This is a genomic window from Catenulispora sp. GAS73 (assembly GCF_041262085.1).
GTDB lineage: Bacteria > Actinomycetota > Actinomycetes > Streptomycetales > Catenulisporaceae > Catenulispora.
The window spans coordinates 256,341-271,230 of the sequence record NZ_JBGCCM010000005.1 but is presented as its reverse complement, the minus strand read 5'-3'; the positions used below and the strand labels follow the sequence as shown (position 1 = coordinate 271,230).

The following is a 14,890-nucleotide window of genomic DNA, read 5'->3' as shown; positions in this document are numbered from 1 at the left end:
CCCGCATGGCATAAGCCCGCATGGCATAAGCCTGAGCCGGCAACCCGCCCGGCGCCCCTCACTCCCCGCTGCTCTCCCGCACCACCAACCGGTGCCCCGGTTGAATCAGCCGCCCCGGCTCCGCGTACCCCTCCGCGATCCGCAGCAGCAGCGCGTCCACGGCCGCCTCGGCGATGCCGGTCTTGTCCGGCGCCACCGTCGTCAGCGACGGGATCGCGTACTCCGCCTCCTCCACGTCGTCGAAGCCGACCAGGGCGATGTCCTGCGGCACCCGCAGGCCCGCCTCGTGGATCGCGCGCAGTGCCCCGAGGGCCATCAGGTCGTTGAAGCAGAACACTGCGTCCGGCCGCTCCGGGAGCTTCAGCAGGCGCCGCATCGCGGCCGCGCCGTCGGGGCGGAAGTAGGCGCGGACCGGCGGGCACAGCGCGGGTTCGGCCGGCAGTCCCGCCGCGGCCAGCGCCTGGCGGTAGCCGGCCATGCGCTGCTGTGCGGTGGCGCGGGGGCTCGGGTCCTGCCAGCCGATCGCGGCGATGCGGCGGCGGCCGGCGGCGATCAGGTGGTCCACCGCCTCGCGGGCGGCGGCGACGTTGTCGATGTGCACGTGGTCGCAGACCAGCCCCAGGTCCGCCTCGCCGAGCAGGACCAGGGGGATCTGGCGTTCGCGCGCCGCGAGTTCGTGCTGGTCCAGGCCCAGGGGGCTGAGGATCACGCCGTCGATCATCGGGTCGCCCAGGCCGCTGGCGATGCGCAGTTCGGCGCGGGGGTCGCCGGCGGTGTCGTCCATCAGGACCGTGCAGCCGTGGCGGCGGGCCGCGGCGATCACCTCGACGGCCAGTTCCGCGAAGTACGGGGACGGCAGTTCGGGGAACGCCAGGGCGATCACGCCGCTGCGGCCGGTGCGCAGCCGGCGGGCCGCCATGTTGGGGTGGTAGCCCAGGGCGTCGATCGCGGCCTGGACCTTGGCCCGGGTGTCGGCGGCGACGTGCACCGTGCCGTTGACCACGTTGGACACCGTCTTCACCGACACGCCGGCGGCCTCGGCGACGTCCTTCAGCCGCGGTGCGGAGCCGGCGCCGTTCGTGCCGTCCGCCGCCCCGCCTATCGCCCCATCCATGGTCGCCTCAACGCTCCGTCCGCCTGATGTGATCTGATGTCAGTGTTCCAACGTTAGAATAGCTCATTTCCTGACAATCTTCACAAGCTTCTGATTCACCGTGAACCGCGCCGAGGAGCAGCCCCTTGCGATCTCCAGCCCTCCGACCATTCGGCACTCTGCCCGACGGCACACCGGTCGACGACTGGCGGCTGACCGACTCCTCCGGCGCCCGCGCCACGATCCTCGCCTATGGCGCGACCTTGCAGGAAATCAGTGTCCCGGACCGGGACGGCCGGATGGCCGATGTGGTGCTGGGTTTCGACAACCTGGCCGATTACATCGAACGCAGCGCCTACTTCGGTTGCGTCGTCGGACGTTACGCGAACAGGATCGCCGGCGGAACTTTCTCCCTGAACGGCCGCGAGATCCGCCTGCCGCTCAACGACGGCCCGCGCCCCAACACCCTGCACGGCGGCACCCCCGGATTCGGCTCCCGCCTGTGGAGCGCCCCGGACGGCGTGACCGACGTTCCGAACGGCACCTCAGTGACCCTGACGCGCGTCAGCCCCGACGGCGAGGAAGGCTTCCCCGGCGAAGTCACCGTGAGTCTCCGCTACACCCTCGCCGCCGGCCGCCTCACCCTGGACTACCGCGCCGAGACGACCGCCCCCACGGTCCTGAACCTGTCCAACCACGCCCGCTTCAACCTGGCCGGCGAAGGCGTGGGCACGGTCTTGGACCACGAGCTCACCGTCGCCGCCGACGGCTTCCTCCCGGTCGACGCCGCCCTGATCCCCCTCGACGGCGCCGCCCCGGTGGCCGGCACCCCCTTCGACTTCCGCACCCCGACCCCGGTCGGCGCGCGCCTGTCCGACCCGCACCCGCAGCTCACCCTCGTCGGCGGCTACGACCACTGCTTCGTCCTGCGCGGCGGCCGCACCGCCGTCCCGCGCCCGGTCGTCACCCTCCACGACCCGGCTGGCGGCCGGACGATGCGCATCGCGACCACCGAGCCGGGCCTCCAGCTCTACCTGTCCTCCGAACTCGACGGCACCCTCACCGGCCCCGGCGGGCGCCCCTACCAGCGCTACGGCGGCATCGTGCTGGAGACCCAGCACTTCCCCGACTCACCTCACCGCCCCGACTACCCCTCGACCCTGCTGCTGCCGGGCCGGGTCTTCACCTCGACGACGGTCCTGGAGTTCGGCGTTCAGGGCTTGAGCGCGACGCGCTGATACGCCGCGACGAGAGCTGAATCAGGCGGCGTGGATCATCGGCCGCCCTTGAACGAGCTCGACGCATACGGCAGCAGCGCCATCTCCCGCGCGTTCTTCACGGCACGAGCCATCGCGTGCTGCTGCCGTACCGTCAGTCCGGTCACGCGGCGGCTGCGGATCTTGCCGCGGTCGGAGATGAACATCCGCAGCAGGTCGGTGTCCTTGTAGTCGATGTGCTCCAGTCGGGCGATCAGCGCCTTGTCGAGGCGCTTCTTCTTGCGCGGCTTGCCGGCGGGGGAGAGGCGTGGCATCAGGGTTCTTCCTTCCAAAGGTTCAAGCAACGGGGTTGAGGAGTTCCTCGAAAGCGTCGGGCAGCAGTCGCCACGCGGATTCGCCGGCCGCGACCTCGTCGGCGGTGAGCAGGCAGCCGTCGAGGATCTCGGTGAGCGCCTCGACGTCGAGCCCGGGTGAGGTGAAGGAGAGCAGCTGCATGCGGTCGCCGTAGCGCGGATCCCACTCCAGCGCGGCCGCGGCCCGGCGCTCCGGCGGGAACTCCTCCCACTCCTCGTCCGACAGCGCGGCCAGCCACGGTCCGCAGTCGCCGACGCTCAGGCTCGCGCCGGCCGCGTCCCACGCCAGCAGCACGCCGGGCCGGTTGGCCAGCCAGAACCTGCCGCGGCTGCGCTCGGCGACCGGCACCAGCTGCTCCAGCGCCTCGTACAGCCGCCCCGGATGCAGTGGACGGCGCCGCCGCCACAACAGGGTGTGGACACCGTCGTCCTCACCTTGCGCGGGCAGCAGCGCCAGCGCCGGATCGACACGCTGCGCCGCCTCCTCGACGTCGAACCCGGCCAGCGCCGCAGGGATCAGCTGCCGGGTCTCCAGCGTCAGCGCGCGGGCGGTCGGGTTCAGCCGGCGCATCATGGCCAGGCCGGTGCGCAGCTCGCGCTCGTCGGAGTCCGTGCCCCGGTGAGGGTCGTAGCCGACGGCCAGCACGTTCGCGTACTCGATCTGGTGCGCCAGCGTCTCGGCGACGGTGCCGTCGTCCGCGGGGTTGGTGTGCAGGCCGTGGTCGGCCAGCGCGTCGTCGCGCTGCAGATCGGCGAGGACGCGCAGCGGATCGACGGCCGCGACCACGCCGACCACCTTCACGTACTCGTCCATGTGGCTCGCGCCGGTGCCGTCGGGGCCGACCGGCCACCGACAGCCGGACCAGATGCGGCAGCAGGTCCTCCCGCAGCGCGCAGCACGGGCAGCCCGAGGACATGCCTTGGTACAGCACGACGGACTGCGGGTAGCGGGACAGCTCGTGCCCTGCGCCGTTGCTCCCGGTGCAGGCCGGTCACGACCACCACGGGCAGCAGACTCGCGACGGACACGGTGGTTCCTCTTTCCGCTCTGGGTGGATCAGGTACCAGTTGCCGGCTACCAGCTGGACTTGCGGACGCCGGGCAGGTGTCCGGCGTGGGCATGCGTGCGCAGGTTGATGCGCGACAGCCCGAACGCGCCGACGTAGCCGCGCGCCTCGTCCGAAGTGTGCGGGGACGCGATCAGCATCTTGAGCTCGGCGCGGCTCCCTGCGTACCGGGCCACCACCTCGCGCCGCTGGTCGTTCTTGGCGATCTTCGAGGACTTGGCCATCAAGCGGTAGCCTAGATGAAAATGAAAACGGTTGCCAATAAGCTCGCGGAATAACCCGGCGCGGATCGCGTTGAACACCGCGGGCCCGATCGTTCATCGCACTGTCAACCCCGCGAAGAGCGCAGGAGGAACATCATGAAGCCCGGAATCCACCCCGAATACCACGCCGTCGTGTTCCGCGACCAGGCCGCGAACTACGCCTTCCTCACCCGGTCCACCGCCACCAGCGCGCACACCGTGGAGTGGGAGGACGGCAAGACCTACCCGGTCATCGACGTCGAGGTCTCCTCGGCCAGCCACCCCTTCTACACCGGCAACAGCCGTGTCGTGGACACCGCCGGACGCGTCGAGCGCTTCAACCGGCGCTACCAGCGCCCCACCTCCGGCGAGTGAGGTGACCCTCTCTCCATGCGAGGCATCCCGAACTCCTTAGAATTCCGTTGAGGAATCGGAGCACCCGAAGTCGGGGTCGCGTATAACGATCCTGGTTTGTCTCCCGCTGCGGCGGGCTCGGGTGAAGGGATGCCATGGAGGAGAAGCGGACGATCCCGCTGCCGGCGGATCCGCTCAACGCAAGGCGCAAGCGCACGATCGCGATCGCCGCGGGAGCAGTCGTCGCCGTGGCGGTGGCCGTGGTGTCGGTGGTAGCGGTGGCCGGGGGGTCGTCCCCACACAAGCCCGCGGTCGGCGTGGCGGCGGCCACCGAGAGTTCGTCGCCGTACGCGACCGATTCCGGGGGCGGGTACTCGCAGCAGCCGTCGTTCACGTGGTCCGCGCGGGCCAGCCTGCTGCCGGGATCGCCGACTTCCAAGCCGTCGTCGCCGGCCACACCACCGTCGTCGTCCGTCGCGGCACCGCCGCCGACCGGCCCGGTCGGCAATCCGGTGCAGTCGACTTCGGTCGTGGCGCCGCCTCCCTCCACGGCGACCAAGGTCGCCGCGCCGCCGAAGACCTCGGCGCCGCCCCCGCCTCCGACGTCGAAGGCTCCGACGACGTACCAGATCAGTGGGACGGTCTCCTGCGTCTCCGGGCAGTCGGTCGAGGGGGTCTGGGTGCAGGCGGCTCAAGGCTCCGGCTACTCGCCGTGGCAGGGCATCGGCAACGGATCGACGTCGCGCTACTGGTACACGCTGCCCTCGACGATGTCGTTCTCCCTGCACGTCGGCTGCGGAGGCACGACGGCCTCATGGGGCGTGGCGCTCACCACCCCGCAGACCTCCGGACCGGTCGCCAACTTCACCTGTCACGACGTGTCCACTGATGCCGAATACGGGCACTGCGACCTGCAATAGTCGGCAGCCACCGTCGCGGCGATCAGCCTCGCAACGCGCCGTATCGCCGTACAGCCCTTCAGCCCCTCAGCCGTCGAGACGCAGCAGGTCGCGCCCGGCACGGATCACCGTGTCCCGCACCTGCTGCGGATCGTCGAGTTCGGCGGCTGACAACGCGCCGTCGTGCAGCAGCACCAGCACGCGTCCGGCGTACTCCGGATCCGGATGGCCGGCCCGCTCGGCGAGGCGTGTCACCGTGTCCTGGAACCAGGCGCGGTGCTCGGCGACCGCCACCCGGATCGGGTCCTCGGGGTCCGGGTACTCGGCCGAGGCGTTGATGAAGTGGCAGCCGCGGAAGCCCGCTGAGCACGTGACCTGGCCGATCAGCTCCAGCAGCGCGGCGGCGCTCTCCTGCGGGGTCCCCTTGTCCAGCGCCTCGGCGACCGCCGCGCGCAACTCGTCGTCGGTGGCCCGCAGATAGGCCTCGACCAGGTTCTCCTTGGCCGGGAAGTGCCGGTAGAAGGTCGCCCTGGTCACGTTGGCCTCGGTCACGAGCCGGTCGACCGGCACGGTGTGGATGCCCTCGGTGTAGAAGAGCCTCCGCGCGGTCTCCAGCAGGCGGTCTCTGGGGCTCTGCCCGGTGTTCGGCATATCTCGATGATAGTGGAAGGAACGTTCTGTTGACTTCGCGCGGCGCGGCCTCCTAGAGTCGGAGCAGAGGGAGAACGAACGTTCCTTCTGTGCGAGCAGCCATCGAGAGGACCCGACTCCATGTCGTCCCGTTTCAGCACCTACCTCGACCGCAACCAGGCCTTCGCCGCCACCGACGGCAAGCTGCGGATCCCGGAGATCCCGTTCATCCCCTTCCGGCAGGTCTACCTGCTGACCTGTGTCGACCCGCGCGTCGAGCCGGCGGCGATCGCCGGCGTGGAACTGGGGGAGGCGATCGTGGCCCGCAACATCGGCGGCCGCGTCACCGAGTCGGCGATCAACGACCTGGCCTGGGTCTGCCACCTGCACGAGAACAAGACCCCGGACGCCGACTGGTTCGAGGTCGCGATCCTGCACCACACCGACTGCGGCTCCGCCCTGCTCGCCGACCCGGAGCTGCGGCGCACCTTCGCCGAGCGCGGCGGGTACGACGAGCAGGCCGCCGCCGCGATGGCGGTGCTCGACCCGGCCGCGACCGTACGGCACGACGTCGAGGCGCTGCGGCGCGCGCCGGTGCTGGCGCCGAGCATCGACAAGCTCAGGATCGGCGGCTACGCCTACGACCTCAAGACCGGCGTGATCACCACCGTGGTGGCGCCGGAGTGAGCTGACCGGTCAGGAACCAGTGACTCTGTCGGTCCTTCTCGGTAAGGTTCAATCCTTAAAAGGACTCATTACCGGGAGGGCCGCATGACCGCCGATCTGATGCACCGCTGGGCCGAGGGCTGGAGCGTCTCCCGCGGTACCGAAGCACCGGTCCCGACGCGGTGGGGGCTGCGGATCGAGGTCGGTGCCGAGAACCAGCTGCGCCGCCACCTGTTGCTCGACCCCCAGGAGCAGGGCGTGCGCGAACTGGTCGCCTCCATCGATGAGCCGCTGACGTGGCTCAAGAGCCATGTGGAGCCCTCCGAGCTGGCGCCGTGGCTGCCGGCCGGCTGGGCCGAGGACGAGCCGGGCTGGCTGATGGCGGTGGACGTGGCGCCGGCGGCCGTCGCGGTCCCGGACGGCTACCGGCTCACCTCCGAGTCGAGGGACGGTACCACCTATGTGCGGATCCTGACATCCGACGGAGCGCTCGCGGCGCGCGGGCAGTACGGCTACGTCGGGGACCACGGCACCGTGGACCAGATCTCGACCGAACCCGACCACCGGCGCCGCGGGCTGGGCTCGGTCGTGATGAACGCGTTGGCCAACAAGGCCTACGAGCTGGGCGCCTCCACGAGCGTGCTGGGCGCGACGATCGAGGGCCGGGCGTTGTACGAGTCGCTCGGCTGGAAGGTGCACGCGCCTTTGGCGGGTTTCGTCTACAAGCGGTAGGCCGTCATCTGCGGTGACATGGAAACCGATGTCGTTCCCATCTTTGCGTCCGTACGCAAATGTGCGATTCACTTCGGGTGTCACCTTCAGGATCCCGGCCCGGTGGGAGCAGAGTGTCTGAGCATGACCACGACCACGACGAGCGTGGCGGCCACGGCGACGGCGGCGGCCGCGGCCACGCCGGCCACAGCCACGGCGTGGCCGGCGACGCCGACCGCCGCTGGCTGCTGATCGGCCTGGCGCTGATCCTCGGCTTCATGTCGGTCGAGGTCGTCATCGGCGTGCTCGCGCACTCCCTGGCCCTGCTCTCCGACGCTGCGCACATGCTCACCGACGCCGGCTCGATCCTGCTGGCGCTGTTCGCGATGCGGCTGGCCGCCCGGCCCGCGCGCGGCGGCTACACCTTCGGGCTCAAGCGCGCCGAGATCCTCTCCGCGCAGGCCAACGGCGTGACGCTGCTGGTGCTGTCCGCGGTGCTGGCGTTCGAGGCGGTGCGGCGGCTGATCAGCCCGCCGGAGGTGACCGGCGGCCTGGTGCTCGCCACCGCGCTCGTCGGGGTGGCGGTGAACATCGCCGCGGCCTGGTCGATCTCCAAGGCCAACCGGACCTCGTTGAACGTCGAGGGCGCCTTCCAGCACATCCTGACCGACCTGTACGGCTTCATCGCCACCGCGGCCGCCGGGCTGGTCGTGGTGCTGACCGGCTTCGCCCGCGCCGACGCGATCGCCACGCTGGTGGTCGTGGCGCTGATGCTCAAGGCCGGGCTCGGGCTGGTGACGGCGGCCGGGCGGATCTTCCTGGAGGCCGCGCCGGCCGGCGTCGACCCGGACGCGGTGGGGGACCAGATGGCGGCCGTCGAGCAGGTGATAGAGGTCCACGACCTGCATATCTGGGAGATCACCTCGGGGCAGGCGGCGCTGAGCGCGCATGTCCTGGTGGTGCCCGGCGGGGACTGTCACAACGTGCGGCGCGTGCTGCAACAGCAGCTGCAGGACGCGCACGGGATCAGCCACGCGACGTTGCAGGTCGACCATCTCGGGGACGTCGAGGGCGACGTCTTGCAGATCGCGCACAGCGCGCCGGACAACGGTTCCGGGCACTGCGAGGACACGCACGGACCGGTGCATCGGACCGGACCGCACGATCACTGACTGCCGGCCGCTGATCTGACTATCGACAACTACTCTGCCGGAAGTTATCGATCTGCCTACCGGCTACTGGATCCGCCTACCGGCTACTGATCCGCGCCGACCAGCGACCCGACGGCGGCCGCGAGCTCGGCCCGCCGCGGCGGGCCCGAGACCCGGTGCGTGATGCGGCCCGCGCCGTCGAGCAGCAGCACGGTCGGCGTCCGCAGCACGGTCAGGCGGCGGGCCAGATCCAGCCGTTCCTCGGCGTCGATGTCGAGGAAGGACACGGCGTGCCGGTCGGCCAGCTCGGTCAGGACACGGCGGGTCGGTCCGCAGTACTGGCAGACCTTCGAGGAGAACTGGACCAGCGTCGCCCGCGGATCCAGGTCGATGCCGAGGTCCGAGGCCGTCAGCTGGTCCGTGTCCGTGGACGGGGCCGCCTTCACCGCGCCGTCGGTCCGTCGGCGCCACAGCCCGAAGGCCGAGGCCGCCGCCAGCACGCCCACCGCCGCCAGTACTCCCGTGACATCCATGCAGGACACAGTGACGACGTCTCGCGGGTTATTCCCCCCTTGTCCGGTGCGTGAGACACCTATCGTCTCATCGAGAACTCCGACCTACCTTTGCCGCATGACGGAAACGCAGGTCACAGCGCCCGCGGGCATCGACGTCCGCGGCCCGAGGTTCGGCGCGACGGTCACTACCGTCGTGCTCGTGGTGGTGCTCGCGACCGGGAGCGGATGGCTCCTGGCCGCGCAGGCGCTCGTCTTCGCCGTCGGTGCTCTCGCAGGCCTCCGGCGTGCGCCCTACGGTCTGCTGTTCGCGCACCTGGTCCGTCCGCGCCTCGGGCCGCCGACCGCGTTCGAGGACGAGGCGCCGCCGCGGTTCGCGCAGGGCGTCGGCGTGGTGTTCGCGGTCGTCGGGGCCGCCGGCTATCTGGCCGGCGTGCCGGCGCTGGGCATCGCCGCCACCGCGTTGGCGCTGGCTGCGGCGTTCCTCAACGCGGCGTTCGGGTTCTGCCTCGGGTGCGAGATGTACCTGATCCTGGTCCGGGTGCGGGGACAAGCCACCTGAGTTCGATGCTAGGGTCCTGACCTAAAGTCAGCGGCCTGGCTCGTCCATACGGCCGCTGACAACGGGCGCCTCGTGGAGAACGAGCTAGTTGAACAGTGGGGGTCGATCCATGTCCACTCGTCCTCGTATACCTGCGGTGGTCGGTACCGTGTGTGCCGCGCTGCTGCTCGCCGGGTGTTCGAGTTCGGGCACGGTCGGCGCGGGCGGGACGTCGAGCGGCGGCGTGGGCGGTTTGACCGGCGGGACGTCCGGCGGCACCGGCGGGACCTCGGGCGGCACGGGCGGGAACAGCGGGACCGACACCGGTTGCACCCAGGCCATGCTCGCGATTCAGAACGCTGAGCGGGCCCAGACCAACACCAACCTGCAGGCGGCCGTCAGCGCCGCCAACACTTCGATCGGCCAGTTGCGGGCCGCCGCCGCAGTGACGCAGAAGCCCGGTGGGAAGGACGCGATGAACAAGGTCGCCGACGACCTGCAGGCGATCGTGAGCCAGGCGGCTGCCGGGCGTCAGCCCGACACCTCGGAGGCGCTGCGCGACGCGCAGATCGTCGCCAGCATCTGCGGGATGTGAGCCGCCCCGCCGGTTGAAAGCCTCGCTGAACGCACACGCGATGCAAACAGCCGGACGCCCCGAACCGGGGTATTCGTGGGGTATGAGGATTTTCGACCGAGTGCACCGCGACCGCTGGGCCGGGACGGCCGCCGTGCTCCTGCCCCTGGCGGTCGCGACGGTCTTGCTGCCCTGGCGGGGCTCGCTGGCGAACTCCGCGATGGCGCTGCTGCTCGTGGCGGTCGTCGTCGCGGTCGCGGCCAACGGTCACCGGGTGGCCGGCATCGTCGCGGCAGCGTCGGCCGCGCTGTGGTTCGACTTCTTCTGGACCGTGCCCTACGAGCGGCTGAGCATCACGCGCGGCACCGACATCCAGACCACCGTTCTGCTCCTGGCCGTCGGTGCGGCGGTGAGCGAACTCGCGGCGCGTGCCCGCCGGGCCCACCGCACCTTCGTCTACGACACCGCGTACCTGGCCGAACTGCGCTTCACGTCGCGGCTCGTCGCGGACCAGCACCGGTCTCCGGAAGTGGTCGAGCACGTGCGGGCCCAACTCGTGATGCTGCTCGGCCTGCGCGCGGCGCGCTTCGAGCGCGGCCGTATCCTCGGCCATCCGCCGCGCCTCACCGATGACGGCACGCTGATCTGGAACGGCAAGCCCTGGAACGTCGAGGGCTACGGATTCCCCGACGCGGACGTCGAACTGCTGGCCCGCTCCGGCGGTCGCACCCTCGGCCGCTTCATGCTCACCCCGCAGCCCGGCACGACCCCGTCGCCGGCCGCCCGGCAGGTCGCTGCGATGCTCGCGGCGCAGGTCGGGGTGGTGCTCGCGCGCGATGCGGGGCGGGTGCCGGTGGACGCCTGAGCTTGCTGATCTGTGGCTTGGCGATAGTGCTGGCTTGGCAATAGTGCTGCCGACGTGAGCCGGTTGTCGCCTCAGGCGACCCGCACGCCGTCCAGGAACAAGCTCACCATCTGCGTCCCCAACTCCCGGCGCGTCAGCGGCCCGTCCGCGTGGAACCAGCGGTGGATCTGCACCACGCTGCTCAGGAACGTGTTCGTGATGACGCTGGCCGCCACGTCGGCCCGGAACACCCCGGCCTTCTGACCCTCCTCGACCAGGTCCTGGAACAGGTGCTGGTAGCGGCGGCGCTCGGCGCGCACGGCCGCGGCGTGCTCGCCGGCCACCAGGTGCATGGAGCGGGCCCAGACGGTCAGCGGCTCGGCGTGGTCGTCCATGTGCGCGAACAGGTCGGTGACCGCGCGGGACAGGCGGACGTCGGCCGGGCCGTCGGCGGCCGTGATCGCCTCCAGGCGCTGGGTCTGTTCGGCGAGCAGTTCTCGGTAGATGCTGGTGAGCAGCTCCTCCTTGGAGCTGAACCAGTGGTACAACGCGCCCTTGGTGACCTGCGCGGCCTCCACGATCTGGCGGGTGGTCGTGGCCTCGTAGCCCTGGCGGCCGAACAGGTTCGTGGCGGCGGCGACGATCCGCTCCCGGGCCTGCCCGCGCTGCACCTTCGTCCGGTCCTGCTCAGTCATGTCGCTCCTCGTCAGGGTCCTGATCGCACCCATTGACAGCACGGGATTCAAGACGATACTAAGGCGAAACATACCGGGCGGTCGGTCTGTGACCGGGAAGTGAGAGCGCCGATGACCTTCAACCTCGCGACGATCCTCCGCGAGTCGCGGTACGCCCATCCGGGCAAGCCGCTGTGCCACAGCCAGGACCGGACCCTCACCTACGAGCAGGTCGACGAGGACTCCGGCCGAGTGGCCGCCGCCCTGCTCGCGCTCGGTCTGGAACGCGGGGACCGGGTCGCGGTGCAGCTGCCGAACCTGCCGGAGTTCCTGCTCTGCTACTTCGGCATCCTCAAGGCCGGGCTGATCATGGTTCCGCTGAACCCGCTGCTCAAGGGCCACGAGATCGCTTACCACCTGCAGGATTCGGGATCGAGGATCCTGGTGGCCTGTGCTCCGCTGGCGGCCGAGGCGGTCGCCGGGGCCCAGGAGGCCGGCGGGATCCCGGTCTACGTCGTGGGTGTGCCCGGATTCGACGAGACACCGGCCGGCACGCATCCCTTCGCAGAACTCCTTAACGCCACCGACACCGGCGACATCGCACCGACCAACGCCGACGACACCGCCGTGGTCCTCTACACCAGCGGTACCACCGGCAAGCCGAAGGGCGCCGAGCTGACGCACTTCCAGCTCTTCATGAACTGCACCGTCTCCGGCGAGCTCTTCGGCATCCGCGAAGACGACGTGATCCTCGCGGTCCTCCCGCTCTTCCACGTGTTCGGCCTGTCCAGCGTCCTGAACGTCGTGGTCCGCTATGGCGGCACGATGGCGCTGGTCCCGCGCTTCGAGACCACCCCGGTCCTGGACACGATGGAGAAGCACCGCTGCACCATCTTCTCCGGCGTCCCCACGATGTTCTTCGCGCTCCTGCACGCCTACACCTCGGAGCACGACCTGTCGGCGCTGCGCGTCGGCTGCTCCGGCGGCGCCGCGATCCCCGGCGAGGTGATCCGGGCCTTCGAGGAGAAGTTCCCCGGCGTGGTGATCCTGGAGGGCTACGGCCTGTCGGAGTCGGCGAGCACCACGACCTTCAACATCAGCGCCGAACAACGCAAGGTCGGCTCCATCGGCAAAGCGGTCTGGGGCATCGAGACCCGCGTGGTCGACGACGCGGACCGCACGCTGCCGCCGGGCCCCGAGCACGTCGGCGAGATCGTCATCCGCGGCCACAACATGATGAAGGGCTACTGGAACAACCCCGAGGCCACCGCCGAGGCGGTCCGCGACGGCTGGTTCCACACCGGCGACCTCGGCTACGCCGACGAGGACGGCTACTTCTACATCGTCGACCGCAAGAAGGACCTGGTCATCCGCGGCGGGTTCAACGTCTACCCGCGCGAGGTCGAGGAAGTCCTGTACACGCATCCGGCGATCGCCGAGGCCGCGGTCATCGGACGCGCCGACGAGCGGCTGGGGGAGGAGGTGGTGGCGTACGTCGCGCTCAAGGCCGGAGCGCAGGCGGACGAGCAGGACGTCATTGCGTTCTGCAAAGACCGGATGGCGGCCTACAAGTACCCGCGTGAAGTGAAGTTTCTCAGTGCCCTACCGATAGGGCCGACCGGCAAGATCCTGAAGAAGGAGTTGCGGACGTGAGTTCTTCGAGCATCGCAGTGGATGCCGGACCAGGTGTCCTGAACCGCCTCTGGCGCCGAGACCTGGCCGCCTATCCGGAGTCCGCACGCCGCTACGCCTATCTGGGCATCGTCGTGCTGACCACCATCGTCCTGTACTACCTCCTCTACATCCAGTACGCGGTGGCGACGTCGATCATCACCCGCTACCACATGACCTTCACCTACTTCATCTGGATGTCGGTCATCGGCAACGCCGTGGGCGCCGCCTCCTCGCTGCTCGCGGGCCTGGCCGACCGCTGGGGCCGCGCCAACCTGGTCGTCTACGGGCTTCTCGTGGCCGGCATCCTGGTGCTGATCCTGCCCAGCACGTCGAGCAAGGGCGAGTTCCTGGCCCTGTTCGCCGCGCTGTTCTTCGTCGAGGGCATCATCCTGGTCGCCACCCCGGCGCTGATCCGCGACTTCTCGCCGCAGCTGGGCCGGGCCACCGCGATGGGCTTCTGGGCCATCGGACCGGTGGTCGGCAGCCTGGTGGTGACCACCGTGACCAGCCACACCCTGGGCAGCTCGACCTGGCAGGACGAACTCCACTACTCCGGGATCAGCTCCCTGATCGTGTTCGTGCTGGCGCTGTTCGCGCTGCGCGAGCTCTCGCCCCGGCTGCGCGACCAGATCATGGTCAGCATGCGCGACCGCGCGCTGGTCGAGGCACGGGCCCGCGGCATCGACCCGGAGCAGGCGCTGGCCGGGCACTGGCGGCAGATGCTGCGGCCGGGCATCGCGGGCCCTGCGTTCGCGGTCAGCGTGTACCTGCTGCTGTACTACGCGCTGGTCGGCAACCTGGTCATCTACTTCTCCTCGGTCTACGGCTACAGCGAGCAGCGCGCCAACGCGGTCGCGAACTGGTACTGGGCCTCCAACGCGGTCTCCCTGGTGGCCGCCGGGCTGATCTCGGACAAGCTCAAGGTCCGCAAACCCCTGATGATCGTGGGCTGCGTCGGCACCATCACCACCACGACGATCTTCGCGCTGCTGGCCACACACGCGCACACCGGCTACTACACCTTCGCCGTGCTGTTCCTGATCGGCGGCGCGCTGGCCGGGGTGACCTACGCGCCGTGGATGGCGGCGTTCACCGAGACCGTCGAGGAGAAGAACCCGGCGGCCACGGCGACCGGCCTGGCGGTGTGGGGCTGGATCCTGCGCGTGGTGGTCGCGGTGTCGGCGGCGTTCGTGCCGGTGGTGGTGACGTCGGTGACGCCGATCGTGGACCACGGCGCCGAGGTGGCCGCCGCGCAGGCGAAGGCCGGACCGGCGCTGGCAATTATCGACGCGCACCCGGCGATCTTCGCCGAGCTGGCCAAGTACCCGCCGAACCCGGCCGCGATCCCGCCGGACGTGCTCGGGCAGGCGGTGGCCCAGGTCGGGCTGGCGAACCTGCAGACGGTGCAGCAGGCGCAGCCGGAGATCGCGATCCTCCAGGCGCACGGCGCGTCCGTGGCCAAGGCGGTCAAGGACGGGCCCAAGCAGTGGCAGACCTGGTGGTGGGTGGCGCTGGCCGGGCAGATCCTGTTCCTGCCCTTCGCGGCCGCCATGCGCGGCCGGTGGAGTCCGCGCAAGGCGCGGGAGGACGCCGAGGCGCACGAGCAGGCGGTCGCGGCGGAGTTGGCCAAGTTGCAGGAGGCTCCGGCCACGTGAGCTGATGGTTCGTTAGTCGCTCCCTGATACGAC

Annotated in this window: 18 protein-coding genes; 11 read left to right on the top strand and 7 right to left on the bottom strand. The window is 70.2% G+C overall.

All coding sequences use genetic code 11. The features are described from left to right. Positions 1-58: 58 nt before the first annotated feature. The gene (locus ABH935_RS09820) at positions 59-1,114 is read right to left on the bottom strand and encodes a LacI family DNA-binding transcriptional regulator (RefSeq protein ID WP_370377497.1); all 1,056 of its coding nucleotides are present in this window, start codon (positions 1,112-1,114) and stop codon (positions 59-61) included. A gap of 125 nt (positions 1,115-1,239) precedes the next feature. Between ABH935_RS09820 and ABH935_RS09815 the strand changes: the two genes are divergently transcribed. After that, entirely contained in the window at positions 1,240-2,331 is a 1,092-nt protein-coding gene (locus ABH935_RS09815; RefSeq protein WP_370377496.1) for an aldose epimerase family protein, read from the top strand. Between the two features lie 35 nt (positions 2,332-2,366). Here the strand turns inward: ABH935_RS09815 and rpsR are convergent, their stop codons facing one another. The 3 genes from rpsR to ABH935_RS09800 all read right to left on the bottom strand — a co-directional run bounded on the left by rpsR (position 2,367) and on the right by ABH935_RS09800 (position 3,954). Beyond that, a complete protein-coding gene (gene rpsR, locus ABH935_RS09810) occupies positions 2,367-2,624 on the bottom strand; it encodes a 30S ribosomal protein S18 (protein ID WP_370377495.1) in 258 nt (85 codons plus the stop codon). 22 nt (positions 2,625-2,646) lie between these two features. After that, positions 2,647-3,477, bottom strand: a complete 831-nt coding sequence (locus ABH935_RS09805; protein ID WP_370377494.1) for a GTP-binding protein — start codon at positions 3,475-3,477, stop codon at positions 2,647-2,649. A gap of 261 nt (positions 3,478-3,738) precedes the next feature. Continuing rightward, complete coding sequence (locus ABH935_RS09800; RefSeq protein WP_370377493.1) at positions 3,739-3,954, bottom strand: 30S ribosomal protein S14; 216 nt, start codon at positions 3,952-3,954, stop codon at positions 3,739-3,741. Positions 3,955-4,089: 135 nt separating this feature from the next. Between ABH935_RS09800 and ABH935_RS09795 the strand changes: the two genes are divergently transcribed. Both ABH935_RS09795 and ABH935_RS09790 read left to right on the top strand, forming a co-directional pair. Then, the gene (locus ABH935_RS09795) at positions 4,090-4,347 is read left to right on the top strand and encodes a type B 50S ribosomal protein L31 (protein ID WP_370377492.1); all 258 of its coding nucleotides are present in this window, start codon (positions 4,090-4,092) and stop codon (positions 4,345-4,347) included. 134 nt (positions 4,348-4,481) lie between these two features. Then, positions 4,482-5,246, top strand: coding sequence for a hypothetical protein (locus ABH935_RS09790; RefSeq protein ID WP_370377491.1), 765 nt, complete (start codon positions 4,482-4,484; stop codon positions 5,244-5,246). A gap of 66 nt (positions 5,247-5,312) precedes the next feature. Here ABH935_RS09790 and ABH935_RS09785 read toward each other — a convergent pair whose 3' ends face one another. Then, positions 5,313-5,876 (bottom strand): TetR/AcrR family transcriptional regulator, encoded by a 564-nt coding sequence (locus ABH935_RS09785; RefSeq protein WP_370377490.1) that lies wholly within the window; start codon positions 5,874-5,876, stop codon positions 5,313-5,315. Between the two features lie 120 nt (positions 5,877-5,996). Here ABH935_RS09785 and ABH935_RS09780 point away from each other — a divergent pair, with 120 nt between their 5' ends. From ABH935_RS09780 to ABH935_RS09770, 3 genes are all read left to right on the top strand, one after another. After that, positions 5,997-6,542: a carbonic anhydrase gene (locus ABH935_RS09780; RefSeq protein ID WP_370377489.1), complete on the top strand. Its 546-nt coding sequence runs from the start codon at positions 5,997-5,999 to the stop codon at positions 6,540-6,542. Positions 6,543-6,626: 84 nt separating this feature from the next. After that, on the top strand, positions 6,627-7,253 hold the full coding sequence (locus tag ABH935_RS09775) for a GNAT family N-acetyltransferase (RefSeq protein ID WP_370377488.1): 627 nt from the start codon (positions 6,627-6,629) through the stop codon (positions 7,251-7,253). Between the two features lie 113 nt (positions 7,254-7,366). Continuing rightward, complete coding sequence (locus tag ABH935_RS09770) at positions 7,367-8,404, top strand: cation diffusion facilitator family transporter (RefSeq protein WP_370377487.1); 1,038 nt, start codon at positions 7,367-7,369, stop codon at positions 8,402-8,404. Between the two features lie 83 nt (positions 8,405-8,487). Here the strand turns inward: ABH935_RS09770 and ABH935_RS09765 are convergent, their stop codons facing one another. Then, positions 8,488-8,916, bottom strand: coding sequence for a thioredoxin family protein (locus tag ABH935_RS09765; protein WP_370377486.1), 429 nt, complete (start codon positions 8,914-8,916; stop codon positions 8,488-8,490). Between the two features lie 97 nt (positions 8,917-9,013). On the opposite strand from ABH935_RS09765, the gene ABH935_RS09760 reads away from it, so the two are divergent. The 3 genes from ABH935_RS09760 to ABH935_RS09750 all read left to right on the top strand — a co-directional run bounded on the left by ABH935_RS09760 (position 9,014) and on the right by ABH935_RS09750 (position 10,875). Then, a complete protein-coding gene (locus ABH935_RS09760; protein ID WP_370377485.1) occupies positions 9,014-9,457 on the top strand; it encodes a DUF4395 domain-containing protein in 444 nt (147 codons plus the stop codon). A gap of 109 nt (positions 9,458-9,566) precedes the next feature. Continuing rightward, positions 9,567-10,031 carry a hypothetical protein gene (locus ABH935_RS09755; protein WP_370377484.1) on the top strand — a complete coding sequence of 155 codons (465 nt, stop codon included), beginning with the start codon at positions 9,567-9,569 and terminating at the stop codon, positions 10,029-10,031. Positions 10,032-10,113: 82 nt separating this feature from the next. Then, positions 10,114-10,875 (top strand): DUF4118 domain-containing protein, encoded by a 762-nt coding sequence (locus ABH935_RS09750; RefSeq protein WP_370377483.1) that lies wholly within the window; start codon positions 10,114-10,116, stop codon positions 10,873-10,875. A gap of 71 nt (positions 10,876-10,946) precedes the next feature. Here the strand turns inward: ABH935_RS09750 and ABH935_RS09745 are convergent, their stop codons facing one another. Beyond that, positions 10,947-11,549: a TetR/AcrR family transcriptional regulator gene (locus tag ABH935_RS09745; RefSeq protein WP_370377482.1), complete on the bottom strand. Its 603-nt coding sequence runs from the start codon at positions 11,547-11,549 to the stop codon at positions 10,947-10,949. A gap of 111 nt (positions 11,550-11,660) precedes the next feature. On the opposite strand from ABH935_RS09745, the gene ABH935_RS09740 reads away from it, so the two are divergent. Beyond that, the gene (locus ABH935_RS09740) at positions 11,661-13,181 is read left to right on the top strand and encodes a long-chain fatty acid--CoA ligase (RefSeq protein WP_370377481.1); all 1,521 of its coding nucleotides are present in this window, start codon (positions 11,661-11,663) and stop codon (positions 13,179-13,181) included. Continuing rightward, positions 13,178-14,857, top strand: coding sequence for an MFS transporter (locus ABH935_RS09735; protein WP_370377480.1), 1,680 nt, complete (start codon positions 13,178-13,180; stop codon positions 14,855-14,857). Before ABH935_RS09740 ends, ABH935_RS09735 begins: the two co-directional genes overlap by 4 nt. The last annotated feature ends 33 nt before the right edge of the window (positions 14,858-14,890 follow it).

What these genes read in the sequence shown, in the direction of transcription:
- ABH935_RS09820 (WP_370377497.1), bottom strand. Translation starts at nt 1,114, where the DNA reads ATGGATGGGGCGATAGGCGGGGCGGCGGACGGCACGAACGGCGCCGGC.
- rpsR (WP_370377495.1), bottom strand. Translation starts at nt 2,624, where the DNA reads ATGCCACGCCTCTCCCCCGCCGGCAAGCCGCGCAAGAAGAAGCGCCTC.
- ABH935_RS09805 (WP_370377494.1), bottom strand. Translation starts at nt 3,477, where the DNA reads ATGGACGAGTACGTGAAGGTGGTCGGCGTGGTCGCGGCCGTCGATCCG.
- ABH935_RS09800 (WP_370377493.1), bottom strand. Translation starts at nt 3,954, where the DNA reads ATGGCCAAGTCCTCGAAGATCGCCAAGAACGACCAGCGGCGCGAGGTG.
- ABH935_RS09795 (WP_370377492.1), top strand. Translation starts at nt 4,090, where the DNA reads ATGAAGCCCGGAATCCACCCCGAATACCACGCCGTCGTGTTCCGCGAC.
- ABH935_RS09790 (WP_370377491.1), top strand. Translation starts at nt 4,482, where the DNA reads ATGGAGGAGAAGCGGACGATCCCGCTGCCGGCGGATCCGCTCAACGCA.
- ABH935_RS09785 (WP_370377490.1), bottom strand. Translation starts at nt 5,876, where the DNA reads ATGCCGAACACCGGGCAGAGCCCCAGAGACCGCCTGCTGGAGACCGCG.
- ABH935_RS09780 (WP_370377489.1), top strand. Translation starts at nt 5,997, where the DNA reads ATGTCGTCCCGTTTCAGCACCTACCTCGACCGCAACCAGGCCTTCGCC.
- ABH935_RS09775 (WP_370377488.1), top strand. Translation starts at nt 6,627, where the DNA reads ATGACCGCCGATCTGATGCACCGCTGGGCCGAGGGCTGGAGCGTCTCC.
- ABH935_RS09765 (WP_370377486.1), bottom strand. Translation starts at nt 8,916, where the DNA reads ATGGATGTCACGGGAGTACTGGCGGCGGTGGGCGTGCTGGCGGCGGCC.
- ABH935_RS09760 (WP_370377485.1), top strand. Translation starts at nt 9,014, where the DNA reads ATGACGGAAACGCAGGTCACAGCGCCCGCGGGCATCGACGTCCGCGGC.
- ABH935_RS09755 (WP_370377484.1), top strand. Translation starts at nt 9,567, where the DNA reads ATGTCCACTCGTCCTCGTATACCTGCGGTGGTCGGTACCGTGTGTGCC.
- ABH935_RS09750 (WP_370377483.1), top strand. Translation starts at nt 10,114, where the DNA reads ATGAGGATTTTCGACCGAGTGCACCGCGACCGCTGGGCCGGGACGGCC.
- ABH935_RS09745 (WP_370377482.1), bottom strand. Translation starts at nt 11,549, where the DNA reads ATGACTGAGCAGGACCGGACGAAGGTGCAGCGCGGGCAGGCCCGGGAG.
- ABH935_RS09740 (WP_370377481.1), top strand. Translation starts at nt 11,661, where the DNA reads ATGACCTTCAACCTCGCGACGATCCTCCGCGAGTCGCGGTACGCCCAT.